This window comes from Nannocystis sp. RBIL2 (assembly GCF_026626745.1).
Classification (GTDB): Bacteria; Myxococcota_A; Polyangia; order Nannocystales; family Nannocystaceae; genus Nannocystis.
Map to the genome: position 1 here is coordinate 941978 of NZ_JAPNJW010000001.1, position 14846 is coordinate 956823.

Consider the following 14846-nt stretch of genomic DNA (forward strand, 5'->3'; position numbering starts at 1 on the left):
CGGCTGACAACAGCGACTCGAGTGCGAGAGCGGCCCGCTCGCTTGACGGCCTCGGCCGGGATCTCTTAACCGTTCGATCCCGGTGCCACGCGCTCGCGCCACGCTCTGCACCTGCCTCGCGGCGTGCCTGTGGGCCTCGCCCGGCCAGGCCGCGCCCGCGGTGGTCCCCCCGAGCCCGCGGACCCGCGTCGACGCCGTCTATCCGCTCGCCGAGGCGCGCAGCGACGCCGTCGCGGTCGAGCTGGCCGTCACCGTCGAGGCCGACGGCCGGGTCGGCGCCGTCGAGGTCCTGAAGAGCGGCGGCGCGGCCTTCGACGACGCCGCAGTCGCCGCGGTCAAGCAGTGGCGGTTCGACCCGGCGCGCCGCGACGACGTCGCGGTGGCCGTCAAGATCCGCGTGCCCTTCAACTTCGCCCCGCCGGCCCAGCCCGCCGAGGCGCCCGCGGGTGAACCTGCCCCTTCGGCCCCACCCGGACAACCTGGCCCTTCGGCCAGCCCGCCAGGTCCGTCGCAACCTGCCCCTCCGGACAGCCAGCCGGGCCCGTCTCAACCCGCCCCTTCAGCCGGCCAGCCAGGCCCGTCTCAACCTGCCCCTTCGGCCAGCCCCACCCGACCTGCCCCCTCGGACAGCCAGCCGGGCCCGTCGCAACCTGCCCCTTCGGCCAGCCAGCCCGAGCCGGTGCTCGACGTCGCCGCGCGCAGCCGCCGGCCGCCGCCGCGGGCCGCCAGCGACTTCGTCGTCGAGCGCGACGTCCTCGCCGCCCCGCCGCGGCAGAGCGCCGCCGACATGCTGAGCAGCGCCCCCGGCGTCTACGTCGCGCGGGCCGAGGGCGAGGCCGTCGCGCACGAGATCACCCTGCGCGGCTTCAACGCGGCGCACGGCCAGGACATCGAGATCACCGCCGGCGCCTTGCCGCTGAACCAGGTCTCGCACCTGCACGGCCAGGGCTACGCCGACCTCAACTGGATCGTCCCCGAGACGGTGCGATCGATCCGCGTCACCGAGGGCGTCTACGACCCGCGGCAGGGCGACTTCGCGGTCGCCGGCAGCATCGACTTCGACCTCGCCGTCCCGCGCCGCGGCATCCAGCTGCGCAGCACCGGCGGCTCCTTCGCCACCTTCCGCCAGCTCGTCCTGTGGGCCCCCAAGGGTCAGGACGACGAGACCTTCGCCGCCGCCGCGGTCCGCCGCACCCGCGGCTTCGGCATGAACCGCGGCGGCCTCTCGGGCATGGCCATGGGCCAGTTCGCCTTCTCGGCCGCGGGCGGCTGGCGCGGCAAGGTCCACGTCGCCGCCTACGCCGCGCGGGCCGGCCTCGCCGGCGTCCTGCGCCGGGACGACGTCGCCGCCGGCGCCGTCGGCTTCTACGACAGCTACGGCGACCCCTCGGCCAACAGTCAGTCCGCCTCGGCCGCGCGCGGCCACCTCTCGCTCGAGCTCCAGCGCCGCGGCGAGGGCGGGGCGGTCACCCGCATGGCCGTGTGGACCGCCCTCGTCGACTTCCACAGCCGCGAGAACTTCACCGGCTACACCCAGCGCGGCGTCGTCATGCCGCAGTGGGTCGGCCGCGGCGACCTCATCGAGCAGCAGAACCGCGACTTCGGCGGCGGCATGCGCCTGTCCCATCGGACAGCCGGCTGGCGCCCCGCCCCGTGGTTCCACGCCGCCCTCGAGGTCGGCGCGGCCGCGCGGATCCACAACATCCAGCAGGCGCAGAACCTCTTGCAAGCGCCGCAGAACGAGACCTGGGACCGGCGCGTCGACGCCACCGTGCTCGCCAGCGACGTCGGCCTCTACGGCGACCTCGACCTCCGCTTCGGCAAGCGCGTGCGCTTGCGCGGCGGCGGTCGGGCCGACGTCCTCCACTACGACATCGACGACCGCCTCGGCAACTTCATCGCCCCCTACCAGATCGAGAGCCACCTCGTCGGCCACCGCCGCACCGCCACCGGCGTGGCCGCCGGCCCGCGCGTCAGCCTCGAGGTCGCGCCTGTCCCTTGGGTCAGCCTGTTCGCCGCCTACGGCCAGGGCTACCGCTCGCCGCAGGCGCGCCAGCTCGACGAGGGCGAGCGGGCTCCGTTCGCCAAGGTCCACAGCACCGAGGCGGCGTGCGCATGAGCCCGCTCGGCGGTCGCCTCCAGCTCAGCGCCGCCGGCTTCGCCACCTTCCTCGCCCAGGACCTCGCCTTCGACCCCGAGGAGGGCCGGCTCGAGAAAGTCGGCCCGACGCGGCGGGCCGGCGCCGCGGTCCAGCTGATCGCGCGCCCGCTGCCGTGGTTGGTCGCCGCCGGCAGCGTCACCTACGTCCACGCCGTCCTGCGCGCCCCGCCGCCGGCCACCGCCGAGAACCCCTCCCCGCCCTACGTCCCCGGCCAGCTGCTGCCCTACGTCCCGCCCGTGGTCGTGCGCGCCGACATCGGCATCGACAAGGACCTCGCCTTACTCAAGGGCCGCCCGCTCGGCCTGCGCGTCGGCCTCGGCTACTCCTACCTGTCCCCGCGGCCATTGCCCTACGGACAGTTCGCCGACCCCGTCCACCTCCTCGACGCCAGCGCCGCGGTGCGTTGGTCGGTCGTCGAGGTCGGCGTCGAGGCCTTCAACCTGCTGGCCCGTCGCTGGGCCGCCACCGAGTACAACTTCGTGTCCGACTGGGGCACCCGCCCGATCCCCTCCCTCCTGCCCGCCCGCCACTTCGCCGCCGGCCCTCCGCTCAGCGTCATGGGCACCCTCACCCTGCACTTCTAGCCGCCTGTCCTCTCGGACTTCCCCGCGACTCGCGCTCGCAGCCGAAGTTTTCGCCCCGCATCGCCTTCCGACTCCGCGCGCCTCTCCGCCGCCTGCCCTCGGAGCCCGTTCCCGACCACCGCTTCCCCACGCGCATCGCCGCCCGACTCCGCGCCCTCTCCGCCGCCTGCCCTCGGAGCCCGTCCCCGAACGTCGCTTCCCCTCGCGCATCGCCGCCCGCTCCACGCCTCACATGAGTCGCCGCCCTCTCCATCGGGCCCGCCGCACCGACCCTCATCGCTCCTCACCCCGCCTCGCCTCATCAGCTGTCCCTTCGCACCTGTCCTCTCGCACCTGTCCCTTGTTACCGGCCCTTTCGCCCATGTCCCTCCGACCAGCCATGCTCCTCCTGCTCTGCGCCGCCTGCGGCGCCACCGGCGAGCCGGCCTTTCAGGCCCCGCTGCGGGCGCGAGGGGCCGCGGCCGAGCTGACCGCGGGCGCCTGGACAGTGACCCTCACGCGAGCAGAAGTCGGCCTCGGCCCGCTCTACCTGTGCGCCACCGCGGCCGCCTCCTCCGAGCTGTGCGCCACCGCGGCCGCCGAGTTCGCAGCGGTCGCCCCCGTCGACCTGCTCGACCTCGGCCCGCAGCCGCTCGGCGAGCTCGACGTCCTGCCCGGCCAGGTCCGCTCGGCCATGCTCGACTACGGCGTCACCTGGCTCAAGACGCAGGCCAAGCCGGGCGCTCAGGACGGCGCGCCGGGCCGGCGCGCCGCCCGGTTCGCCGGCACGGCTGTCTCTGCGGACATGTCCTTCGAGTTCACCGCCGACCTCGACGTCGCCCCCGTGCTCCGCGGCAGCCGCACCATCGAGGGCCTGCGGATCGGCCCCTTCGACCTCGACGTCGGCGGCGCGCTCGACGTCACGATCGACGGCGCCGCCTGGTGGGCCGGCGTCGAATTCGACGCCCTCGCCGCGCTCGGCCCCGGCCCGCACGACCTCGCCGCCCTGGCCGCCGAAGATCCGGCCTCGCCCGCCGCCGACGCCCTGGCCGCCGTCCGCTTCGCCATGATCGCCGTCCCGCCGCGGTTCGCCTGGACCGCCGAGGAATGACCCCATGACCCCGATCGACGCCCTCCAGCAGCTCTTCCTCCGCGCCGGCGCCGGCTGGGTGCTGTGGCTGCTCGGCCTGCTCTCGCTCGTCAGCGTCGCCCTCACCGTCGAGCGCTGGTTGGTCCTGCGCGCCCGCGGCGGCGACCTGCGCGTGCTCGCCGGCCGCGTCGCGGCCCTCCTGCAGGCCGGCGACCGCGACGGCGCGCTGCGCCTGCTCGCCGCCTCGCCGAGCGTCGCCGCGGCGATCGCCGCCGCCGGCCTGCGCCTCGCCGACCGCGGGCCCAAGGCCGCCGAGTACGCCATGCAGAGCGCCCTCGCCCTCGAGCGCGGCCAGCTCGAGCGCGGCCTTATCTTCCTCGGCACCCTCGGCAACAACGCCCCGTTCGTCGGCCTGCTCGGCACCGTCATCGGCGTCATCGCCGCCTTCGAGGAGCTCGGCCACGCCGCCCCCGGCCACGGCGGGGGCACCGGCGCCGCCTCGCAGGTCGCCTCCAACGCCGTCATGTCGAGCATCGCCGAGGCCCTCGTCGCCACCGCCGTCGGCCTCCTCGTGGCCCTCCCCGCAGTCGCCGCCTACAACGCCTTCCAGCGCAAGATCACCTCGCTGTGCCAGGGCAGCGAGGCGCTCACCAACCTCGTCCTCGCGTACATGTCCGATACGACAGGCCCCGAAGGCCAGCCGGAGGTGCGCTGATGGCCGGCCACAGCAGCGGCGACCCGGGCGGCATGATCGTCGGCATCAACGTCACGCCGATGGTCGACATCGTCCTGGTGCTGCTCATCATCTTCATCGTCACCGCCAAGATCATCGTCACCCCCGCGGTCGAGATGGACCTGCCGGAGGCCAGCACCGCCGGCGAGGTCCAGGTCGTCCTGTCGGTGATCGTCCCCGAGCGCGGCGCCACCCTCGTCGACGGCGAGCCGATCGCCGGCGACGACGAGCTGATGACCCGCGCCGCCGCAGTGCGCGCCCGCAGCCCGCAGGTCCGCGCCGTCATCCACGCCGACGGCGAGGTCCCCCACCGCCGCGTGATCGCCACCATCGACGCCCTCCAGCGCGGCGGCGTCTACCGCGTCGCCTTCGCCACCCTGTCCCCCGCGCCAGGCCCCGCCGGCCAGGAGGCGACGCCGTGACCCGCTCGTCGCATCACATGTCCTTCGGGACAGCCTCCGGCGCGCCCGACACGGCTCATCACCTGTCTCTCGGGCCATCCTCCCCCGCGCCCGCACGAGCTCTGCCGCGAGCCCTCGCCCGAGCGAGCGCCGCCACGCCTCATCGCCTGTCCTTCGGGCCATCCTCCGCCGCGCGAGCTCAGGCGCCCGCGCGAGCCCTCGCGCGAGCGAGTGCCGCCGCTCCCCACCTGTCCTTGAAAAAATCCTCAGTGGAGGTCCGCGCGTGACTCGGCCGGGCATCGCCGCCCAGGTGTTCGCCGCCGCTGCGCCGCCGGCCTCGCGGCGGCACCACGCGATCATCGTCGCCGTCGTCCTGCACCTCGGCGTCGCCGTGATGATCTTGCGGGCCCAGCCCACTCTGGAGACCTGGAGCGCCACCATGGCCGCGCGCGTCCACGACGAGCTGACCCGCCTGCAGCTCGCCGACGTCGAGCGCACCGAGCCTACGCCTCCGCCGCCCGAGCCGACCCCCTCCGAGCCCCCGCCGCCCACCAGCGAGCCGGCCCCCGCCGTCGCCGCGACCCCACCCGCCCCCGCGCGACCGGCCCGGCCCGCCCCCGCGCGCGCCGGCAAGGTCGTCGCCGCCCCGCCGGGCGCCCTCGACCTCACCGGCGACGTCGTCGTCGTCGGCAACGCCAGCGCCTACGTCGGCGGCGCCACCAGCTCGACCGGCACCGGCACCAAACCTGTCCCGAACGCCAGCTCGGGGCCGTCGCCCGCGCAGTCGCCCACGCCGCCCGCGAACCCCCCGCCTGCCTCCCCCGGCACCATCGATCGCTCGCGCTCGGTCGCCCTCGCCAGCGACGAGTGGAACTGCCCCTGGCCGCTCGAGGCCGACGGCCTCGCGCTTGACGAGCAGGTCGCCACGATCCGCGTCGCCGTCGACGCCCGCGGCGTCGTCGAGTCCGCCGAGCTCGTCACCGACCCCGGCGACGGCTTCGGCGCCGCCGCCCTCGCCTGCGCCCGCCGGACCCGCTTCACCCCCGCGCTCGACCGCGACGGCCGCCCGGTCCGCGCCCGCTCGCCTGCCATTCGCGTCCACTTCACCCGCGACCGCTGATTCCGCCTGCACTTCGGGACATGTCCTGAAGACCACTCCATCGCCGCCCATGCTCGACCCGCAGCCACCGACCCCGAAGCCGCGCCGCCTCGCCCCCCTGGGCGTCGCGCTGTTGCTGCTCACGTGTCGCTCGGAGCGGGCCGGCGCTGACGACTGCGCCGTCATCCTCGACCGGATCGTCGCCCTCGAGCTCGCCGAGCAGGGCTACCGCGATCCCGAGCTCACGCGGCGCAAGCAGCAGGAGTTCGCGCGGCGGTTCGTCCCCGAGCTGCAGCGCTGCGAGGGCCTCTCGCTCCCGCCGGGCGCGCGCGAGTGCATCGCGCGGGCCGGCTCGGCCGAGGAGATCAGCCACGTCTGCCTGCGCTGACGCGCGTCCACGCGCCGCGCTGCGGCCCCGCGCTCGCCTCCTCCGTTCACCTGTCCTTTCAGACAGGCCTCACGCGCCGCCGCTGCGGCCCCCCGGCCCCACGGACCGCGGTTGACAACGCGATCGCGCGGGCCGCAGACTGCGGATCGCCATGGGGAAGCCGGCCACCGCGCTCGTCGTCGCGCTCGTGCTCGCCGCCTGCAAGTCGGAGCCCGGGGACGAGAGCACCGGCAGCGGCAGCGACGGCACGACCACGACCACGACCTCCGCCGCTGCCACGACCCCGGGGCCCACCACCGCCGGGCCCACCACCGCCGAGCTCACCACCACGTCGACCACCTCCGTCGACACCGAGACCTCGACCACCGGCGTCGACGAGGCGCTGTGCGCCGACTACTGCGCCGACGTCATGACGAACTGTCTCGACCCGCAGGCGCAGTACCCGAACGCCGACAGCTGCAAGCGCGCCTGCGCCAGCTTCCCCGCCGGTGCGCGCGGTGACGTCTCGGGCAACAGCTACGCCTGTCGCCGCTACCACACCGACGCCGCCGTCATGGACGCGGCGACCCACTGCGTGCACGCCGGCCCGAGCGGCGGCGGCGCCTGCGGCGACAACTGCGACGGCTTCTGCGCCCTCGCGGTGTCCGTCTGCCCGGGCGAGCACCCGAGCCTCGACGCCTGCCTGGCCTCCTGCGCCGGCTTCACCGACGACGAGGAGTTCGACGTGGGCGACGTCGCCGGCGACACCCTCGCCTGCCGCCTCTACCACCTCACCGTCGCGGCCACCGGCGAGGCCGACGCCGCAGTGCACTGCCCGCACACCCTCCAGGGCTCCCCGCCCTGCATGTAAAGACATGTCCCTTCAACCATGCCGGTTCACGCCGCCACGCAAGGCCCTCGCATGACCTCTCGCGCCTTCCTTCCCCTCCTCGTCACCCTCCTGTTCCCCGCCTGCTTCGACGACTCGCGCGGTGACGACACCGGCTCGACCGTGAGCACCACGGTCATGACCACGACCGCGACCCAGGTCAGCGGCGACGTCACGACCACCACGACGACCGGCACCTCCACGACCGACTGGACCTCCGGCGAGCCCACCACCTCGACCACCACCAGCGACGTCGATCCGCTCACCAGCACCAGCGACCCGACCACCGGCACCTCGAGCACCGGCGGCGACACCAACGTCGGCTGCCAGATGTACTGCGCGGCGATGATGGGCAGCTGCACCGGCACCAACGCCCAGTACCCGAGCAACGAGAGCTGCCTCGGCGCCTGCGGCGGCCTCCCGCCGGGCTCGCCGGGCGAGACCTCCGGCAACTCGCTGTCCTGCCGGGCCTACCACGCCGGCATGGCCTCGATCGATCCGGGCGTCCACTGCATCCACGCCGGCCCCAGCGGCGCCGGCGCGTGCGGCCAGAGCTGCGAGGGCTTCTGCGCCATCGCCACCTCGATCTGCCCGACCGAGCACCCGAGCCCCGGCGACTGCATGGCCACCTGCGCCAACTTCATGGACACCGAGCCGTACAACACCGAGGACGCCGCCGGCAACACCCTCGCCTGCCGCCTCTACCACCTCACGATCGCCTCCACTGGCCCGGCCGAGGCCCAGGTCCACTGCGGCCACACCATCGAGGCCTCGCCGCCCTGCATGTGACTTGAAGGGCAGGTCCTCCGGGGCATGCTCCGGAGGACAGGCTCTTCAGGACATGCTCCCAAGGCCAGGCCCCGCGCCCGCTCCCGACCGCAGAGCGCCCCAAAAAGCGAAGGCCGCGGCCGCCGCTCCACCGAGCGTCGGCCCGCGGCCTTCGTCACTCCCGTCCTCAGCGGGCCGACGGCCACGCGTCGGGCCCGGACGCCGGGGTGCGGCGCACCGGGTTGCGCGGCTGCTCGTAGCGCGAGCAGAACTTGTCCCACAGCGACAGCACGCGGGTGACCTCGGGGTCGTTCATCCCCTGGGCCATGTCGCGCAGGTCGGCCTTGCCCTGCTCGCACTGCTGCCAGCCGTCGGCGTCGATCCAGGCTCCGGCGATCGGCGCCGTGCCGATCGGCTGCGGCCGCGAGGCCATCAGCGCCAGGCGGTCGGCCCACGCGATCAGCAGGCGGCCCTTGCGGATGTTGTAGGCCTCGCGCTCGATCTCCGCCAGCTGGAACGCCCGCTCCTCGACCATCTTCTGCCCCGACTCCGGGTCCTCGTACTCGATGGTCAGCATGATCTGGTCCTGCGGCCGCAGCTTCTTGCCGCGCGCCATCAGGTCGGACAGGAACAGCTGCGACGTGTTGGCGAAGTAGTGGATCGCCTGCACGTCCTCCTTCACCGCCGAGCTCTCCTCGCCGTAGAACACGTTCATGCGCAGCGACGGCGGCAGGTGCAGCTGGAAGTGGACGTCCATCGCCGTCGTCTCGAGCAGCGAGATGAAGCGCGGACCGAACACCGCGTCGACCTCTGCCTCCGAGCCGAGGAACACGTAGGCCCCCTTGCCGCGCTCGGTCAGCTTGTCGAGCAGCGCGTCGTTGAACTCGGTGCCGACGCCGACGCCCGACAGGCGGATCTTCCGCTCGTCGTAGTACTTGGCGACCATCGACATGGTCCGCGGGTCGGTGTTGCCGGTGTTGGCGAGCGCGTCGGTGACCAGCACCACGCGGTTGTTGTAGGTGTGCTGGTAGCCGCGGTCGGCCAGCTCGTAGCCGCGGGTCAGGCCCGCGTGCACGTCGGTCGACCCGCGCGGCTTCATGCGCTCGATCGCCTTCTCGAGCACCTCCGGCTTGTCGCGCCCGACCACGAAGTTCTCGACCGGCACGCACACCTCGTGATCGAACAGCACCACGTTGACGAGGTCGCCGGTCTTGAGCTCGCCCATCATCTTCCGCATGCCCCGCTTGAGGTAGTCCATGCGGCCCTCGTCGCTCATCGACCCCGAGCGGTCGACCACGAACGTCAGGTTGCCGTTGCGCCGCGCCTGCTTGTCGACCGGGCGCCCGCGGATCGCCAGCGCCAGGTTGTAGATCCCGTCCTGCTTCGGATCCTTGGCGATCTCGGGCAGCACCGAGAAGTCGTCGGTCTGCGCCACCTCGGCCGTCTCGAACGAGAAGTAGTTGAGAAGCTCGTGCGGCCGGATGTGCTCGAGCGGCACCGGCAGGAACTTGTCGATGGCGAAGATCACCCGCTGCGCCGACGACAGGCTCATCGTGTCGTCGTTCGACAGGTACGTCGCCTGCCCCCAGTCGCTGTACTGCGCCTCGCCGTCGCCAACCTGCTGGACCGGCTCGTACGCCACCGAGTTGTCGTCCTCCGCCTCGTCGCGGGCCACCTGCGCCTCGGCCGGCGCCGCCGCGCTCGCTCCCGGCCGCTCCTCGGCCGCCTTGTCGCGCCCGCGGTCCTTCTTCTTCTCGGCCTTCTCGGCCCTGCGCACGTCGGCCGCCGCCTCGCCGCGAGTGTTCGCCGACTTCGACGCAGTCACCGGCGGCGGCGGAGGAGACTGCGGCGGCGCTGCGCCGGCATCGAACCCGCTGCTGCTGCCGCGACCGGCCGCGCCCTTGCCGAGCGCCCCGGCCGACGGCGTCGTCTGGATCGGCGCCGGCGAGGACGGAGGCGCCGAGCCGCCGCCGTAGGTCACCTGCTTGTACTTCGGCTTCGGCGGCGCCGGCTTCTTGATCGGCTTGGGGATCGCCCCGCCCGAGGGGCCACCGGACGCGATGGCGCCGCCGCTCGGCCCGTAGCACTGATCGATCCGCGACACCATCTTCGGCAGCGCCGCCAGGTTCGGCGGCGGCGCGTCGCTGCGGTTGCGCGGCGGGTGCGGACGCGCCGAGAACGTGTGCGGCGCCGCCTCGTAAGCCACGTCCCCTTGCCCGTGCGCCAGCATCACGTTGTTGTTGCCGTCGGGCGTCACCGTGCCGATCGGGGTCACCGAGCTCGAGCGGCACTGCGTCAGCGCGAGCGGGGTCGCCAGGAGGATCCACTTCATCCACGGGTTCATGCGCGTCTCCTTGGGCCGGGGCACCGGCCAGCTTGACAGCCTCGTGCCTCGGCGTGCAGCCCCACAACGCCGCCGCCGTGCCCGCGCTGACACCCCGCGGACACGCCCCGCGAGCGCCCCGGCGCGGCCGCGACCGCCGGGCGGTTCCGCCCCGGGCGCCGCGTCGCGCTCGCTGTTCACATGTCCCGAAGGACAGCTCACACCTCCGCCGCCGAACGCCGAACAAACTCACCGCCGCCCCGCCGCAGCCCCCTGGCGTCCCGGCGGGGCTCGCGTCTACCATCCGAGGCTGCTGCGTCCATGCTCGGCCCGACCTCCGCGCTGCTCCTCCTGTCGCTGGCCGGACCGCCCGCGATCGAGTGGCGCGCCCCTGCCGGCTGCCCGACCCGCGACGACGTCCTCGAAGCTCTGGCCGCCCTCACCCGGCCGCCCGACCTCGAGGGCGTGCGCGTGCGCGGCGTCGTCCGCCGGGTCGCCGGGCGCTACGAGCTGCGGCTCGACATCCACACGCAGAGCCTCACCCAGCGCCGGGTCGAGCGCGCCGACGCCTGCGAGTCGCTCGACGGCGCCGCGGCCCTGATCATCGCCATCGCCATCGACCCGCTCGAGTTCGCCAACCAGCTCGCGCCCCCGGCCCCTGAACCGCAGCCCGAACCCGAGCCCACCCCTCCGACCCCCGTCCCGCCGCCGCCCGAGGTCGCCGCGCCCGCGCCCCTCGATCCCGAGCTCCCGCCGGCCAGCGATCCCCCGCCAGCGCCGCCCCCCGCTCCGCCCTCGCGTCCGTCCCCGCCCCGAGCCGCGCGCGCCCACAAGCTCAGCGTCCTCCTTCGCGTCGACGGGGCGATCGACGCCGGCATCACCCCGACGATCGCCGGCGACATCGGCGGCGCGTTCGGCTTCCTCTACCACCGCCTCCGCGTCGAGGCCGTCGCCCACTACATGCCGGCGCGCCCGCTCGACTACTTCAACGCCGAGGTCGGCTTGGACGCCAAGGTCGGCATGGTCGCCCGTTGGGCCCTGGGGGTCCGCGGTTGCGGCCGGTTTCTCCCCGGCGCCCTCGAGATCCCCGTGTGCCTCGGCCTCGAGGGCGGCCAGTTCCTCGCCGAGGGCGCCGGCATCACCATCGACCGCCGACAGGCCCGCCCGCCCTGGTTCGCAATCCTGCTCGGACTCGGCCTCGTGTGGTCGCCGCACCCGCGGATCGGCCTCGGAGTCCGCACCGACTTCGTCATCGCCCCGCTGCGGGCCCAGTTCACCGTCAGCGACGAACTCGTCTTCATCACCGGGCCGGTCGGCGTGCGCTTCGGAGGCGGCCTCGAGATTCGTCTCGGGCCCGGCGCGCGGCATGACGGATCGACCTCGGCCCGGCCAAAGAAATAAGTGACTGCCGTGCTGAAGCTTCAGCCGCCCATATCTGGCCCCGAGGAGCACGCGCAGCGCGGGTTCGCCACCGTGTACTACGCTTACTTCGACCTCGTCTGGCGGATCCTTCGCCGCCTCGGGGTCCCTTATGACCAGCTCGAGGACGCCGCCCAGGACGTGTTCCTCGTGCTGCACCGCCGCCTACCCGGCCTGGACCCGCAGATCTCGCTGCGGAGCTGGCTGTTCGGCACCGCGCGGCGGGTCGCCAGCGACTTCCGCCGCGGTCTTCGGCGCCATGAGCGCCGGATCCAGGCATTCGCCGTCGTCCACACCCATCAACCGCGCGAACGCGACGCCGAGCGCGCCGAGGCCGCCGATTTCGTGCAACGCTTCCTCGACAGCCTCGACAACGACAAGCGCATGGTCTTCATCCTCGCCGACCTCGAGGGCTTCACGGCGCCGGAGATCTCCCAGGCCCTCGATGTCAAATTGAACACCGTTTATTCGCGTCTGCGGGCCGCTCGGGCTGAGTTCGAGCGGGCCATCGCCGAGACCGAACGAGCGGATGGGAGGCAAGCAGCATGGAACCGCTGAGTTCGGAGGCGCGGGCGCGCCTGGCCGCATTTCGCAGCGCCGAGTCGCCCGACCGCGCGATCGCCGACCGAGTCCTCGCCGCGCTCGAGCAGCGCGTCGAGGAGGGCGGCGGCGACGATCTCGACGACGAAGCACCTTCTCGCTCGCGCCTCGCCCCGCGGGTCCTCGCCGGCTTCGCCTTGGCGGCCGGCGTCCTGCTGGCCCTGACCTGGGCAGTCATGAAGGGCGGCGAGGCGCCGCAGACCCACGTCGCCGCCCCGTATCAAGCCCGCGAGGGCGACGCGACTCAGACCGCCGAGCCCGTCCAGCGCCCCGATCCCGCCCGCGCCTCCGCGCCCGATCCGGCGCCCGAGGTCGCACCCGAGGCGCAGGCCACCGACAAGCCTGTCCCTGCGGACACCTCCAAGGCGCGCCGCCCTGCGCGTGAGGACACCGTCGCCGCCGAGGTCGACCTGCTGCGGCGGGCCAAGCTGGCCGCGCCCGCCGAGCGCCTGCAGTTGATCGAGGAGCACGCCCGGCGGTTCCCCGGTGGCATTTTGGCCGCCGAGCGCAGCCTGCTCGAAATCGAGGCCCGCTGCGCCCTCGGCCAGCGCGACGCCGCCCGCGAGCTGGTCGCCAGCTTCCCGCGACGTTTTCCGGGCTCGCCTCTGGTCGACCGGGCGGCCACCCTCTGTAATGGATCGGCCGCGCAGCCCTGACCCCCGCGGCGGGTGAGACGACCCGTGCCCACTTCCCGAACGCACCGCAGCCCGATCGCCTCCGCGGCGAGGGCCTGCCTCGCCGTGGTTCTCACCTGTCCTTTCGTACACCTCGGCTGCCTCCTCGATCCCAGCCCGCTGGGCGAGCTCCCGGGCGACACCGACGGCCCTGACACCGTCGAGCTCGATACCCTCGTCGTCACCTCGCAGCACGTCGACGACACCACCGTCGGTCCGCTGCCGACCACCACCGCCGAGCCGGGCACCACCGGCGACCCGCCCGACGGCACCACCGGTGAGCCCGTCACCACCGGCGACGATCCGCCGCCGGAGACCGGCTGCATCGACGGCGGCGCCTGCGAGCAGCTCGACGTCCTGTTCGTCATCGACAACTCCGGCACCATGGGCGAGGAGCAGAGCCAGCTCGCCGACAGCTTCCCTGCCTTCGTCTCGCTGCTGCGCGGCCTCAGCGACGCCAACGGTCAGCTCGTCGGCGCCGACGTGCACATCATGGTCACCACCACCGACGTGCCGCACCCGCTGTGCACGCCGTTCGAGAAGCCCGACTACGACGCCGCCGACGGCCAGCCGATCGACACCCCGTGCACCGACCGGCTGGCGCGGTTTACCGGCCTCGGCGCCGATCCGCCGGTGATGTCCGAGATCTGCACCTCGCGCTGCTCCGAGGCCGCCCCCTCGATCCCCACCGATCCGTTCATCCGCTTCAGCCCCACCAGCCACAACATCATCGACCCTGACGGCATGGGCGACCCCGCGGCCGACGCCCTCGCCTGCATCGGCCCCCAGGGCATCGACGGCTGCGGCATGGAGTCGCCGCTCGAGGCCATGCTGCGCGCGCTCGACCTCGAGGCGCGGTGGAACATCGGCGAGCGGCCCTTCTTGCGCCCCGGCGCCCCGCTGGCGGTCGTCCTCGTCACCGACGAGACCGACTGCTCCACCCTCAACTTCGCCTACTTCGACCCCAAGCTGCACGACGACCCCGAGTTCAGCAAGTACTGGCCGTCCCACCCGAGCAGCGGCCAGCGGACCGAGCCCACCAGCGCCGTGTGCTGGAACGCCGGCATGACCTGCGCCGACGACGACGACGACGGCGAGTACGAGTGGTGCATGTCCGAGGACAAGCACGTCCTCCAGCCCGTCGCCCGCTACACCGAGGCCCTCGCCGGCCTGCGCCAGCTCCACGGCAAAGAAGTCGTCATGCTCGTCCTCGGCGGCGTCCCTCAGGTCACCGAGCACAACCAAGCCCCTCCGTTCGAGCCCCTCGTCGGCGGCGTCGACGCCCTCGTCTACCGCGACTGGCAGCCCGACGACATCCTCCCCGGCGACAGCGACACCCCCGCCGACAAGCAGTTCGAGTTCGGCATCGGCCCCGGCTGCGTCGGCCCCGCCGGCCAGGCCGTCCCGCCCGGGCGGATCCAGGAAGTCTGCCAGTCGCTCGACATCCCCGACGACCCCGACACCGCCGTCAACGAACGCGCCATGCGCTGCTGCATCGAGTCCGTCTGCGACAGCGACTACACCCCCGCCCTCGGCTGCCTCGCCGGCATGCTGCAGCCGACCCTCCACGCCATGCCCTGAAGGACATGCTCCACAGGCCATGTCCTCGGCGACATGGCCTTCAAGCATGCCCTTCAGACCATGCGCACGGAAGCGACCCCCGACTCACCGCCCGGCGACCGCCAGCCCGCCTCGCGCCGTGATGTCCACGCGCCGCCGCCCCCCGACCGCCAGCCGGCGCCGCGCCGTGATGCCCACG

The 14846-nt window shown here is 73.6% G+C and carries 14 protein-coding genes; 13 read left to right on the forward strand and 1 reads right to left on the reverse strand.

The window, feature by feature from the left end; all coding sequences use genetic code 11:
- Positions 1-82 precede the first annotated feature (82 nt).
- The 9 genes from OV090_RS03760 (at position 83) to OV090_RS03800 (ending at position 8092) form a co-directional block, all read left to right on the forward strand.
- Positions 83-2119 carry a TonB family protein gene (locus OV090_RS03760; RefSeq protein WP_267702082.1) on the forward strand — a complete coding sequence of 679 codons (2037 nt, stop codon included), beginning with the start codon at positions 83-85 and terminating at the stop codon, positions 2117-2119.
- A complete protein-coding gene (locus OV090_RS03765) occupies positions 2116-2745 on the forward strand; it encodes a TonB-dependent receptor (protein ID WP_267702083.1) in 630 nt (209 codons plus the stop codon). The genes OV090_RS03760 and OV090_RS03765 overlap by 4 nt, the downstream gene beginning before the upstream one ends.
- A 361-nt stretch (positions 2746-3106) precedes the next feature.
- On the forward strand, positions 3107-3835 hold the full coding sequence (locus tag OV090_RS03770) for a hypothetical protein (RefSeq protein ID WP_267702084.1): 729 nt from the start codon (positions 3107-3109) through the stop codon (positions 3833-3835).
- A gap of 4 nt (positions 3836-3839) precedes the next feature.
- Complete coding sequence (locus OV090_RS03775) at positions 3840-4529, forward strand: MotA/TolQ/ExbB proton channel family protein (RefSeq protein ID WP_267702085.1); 690 nt, start codon at positions 3840-3842, stop codon at positions 4527-4529.
- Positions 4529-4969 (forward strand): biopolymer transporter ExbD, encoded by a 441-nt coding sequence (locus tag OV090_RS03780; protein WP_267702086.1) that lies wholly within the window; start codon positions 4529-4531, stop codon positions 4967-4969. Before OV090_RS03775 ends, OV090_RS03780 begins: the two co-directional genes overlap by 1 nt.
- Positions 4970-5231: 262 nt before the next feature.
- Positions 5232-6068, forward strand: coding sequence for an energy transducer TonB (locus tag OV090_RS03785; RefSeq protein WP_267702087.1), 837 nt, complete (start codon positions 5232-5234; stop codon positions 6066-6068).
- A gap of 49 nt (positions 6069-6117) precedes the next feature.
- Positions 6118-6435 (forward strand): hypothetical protein, encoded by a 318-nt coding sequence (locus OV090_RS03790; protein ID WP_267702088.1) that lies wholly within the window; start codon positions 6118-6120, stop codon positions 6433-6435.
- Positions 6436-6586: 151 nt separating this feature from the next.
- A complete protein-coding gene (locus OV090_RS03795) occupies positions 6587-7285 on the forward strand; it encodes a hypothetical protein (protein WP_267702089.1) in 699 nt (232 codons plus the stop codon).
- Between the two features lie 51 nt (positions 7286-7336).
- Entirely contained in the window at positions 7337-8092 is a 756-nt protein-coding gene (locus OV090_RS03800) for a hypothetical protein (protein WP_267702090.1), read from the forward strand.
- A gap of 166 nt (positions 8093-8258) precedes the next feature.
- Here OV090_RS03800 and OV090_RS03805 read toward each other — a convergent pair whose 3' ends face one another.
- A complete protein-coding gene (locus tag OV090_RS03805; RefSeq protein WP_267702091.1) occupies positions 8259-10415 on the reverse strand; it encodes a VWA domain-containing protein in 2157 nt (718 codons plus the stop codon).
- 300 nt (positions 10416-10715) lie between these two features.
- Here OV090_RS03805 and OV090_RS03810 point away from each other — a divergent pair, with 300 nt between their 5' ends.
- Genes OV090_RS03810 through OV090_RS03825 form a run of 4 tightly spaced genes read left to right on the forward strand, consistent with a single transcriptional unit; the run spans position 10716 to position 14668 of the window.
- Positions 10716-11795 (forward strand): hypothetical protein, encoded by a 1080-nt coding sequence (locus tag OV090_RS03810; protein ID WP_267702092.1) that lies wholly within the window; start codon positions 10716-10718, stop codon positions 11793-11795.
- 9 nt (positions 11796-11804) lie between these two features.
- Positions 11805-12371, forward strand: coding sequence for a sigma-70 family RNA polymerase sigma factor (locus tag OV090_RS03815; RefSeq protein WP_267702093.1), 567 nt, complete (start codon positions 11805-11807; stop codon positions 12369-12371).
- Positions 12359-13069, forward strand: coding sequence for a hypothetical protein (locus tag OV090_RS03820; protein ID WP_267702094.1), 711 nt, complete (start codon positions 12359-12361; stop codon positions 13067-13069). Before OV090_RS03815 ends, OV090_RS03820 begins: the two co-directional genes overlap by 13 nt.
- A 24-nt stretch (positions 13070-13093) precedes the next feature.
- Entirely contained in the window at positions 13094-14668 is a 1575-nt protein-coding gene (locus OV090_RS03825) for a hypothetical protein (RefSeq protein ID WP_267702095.1), read from the forward strand.
- Positions 14669-14846: the final 178 nt, after the last annotated feature.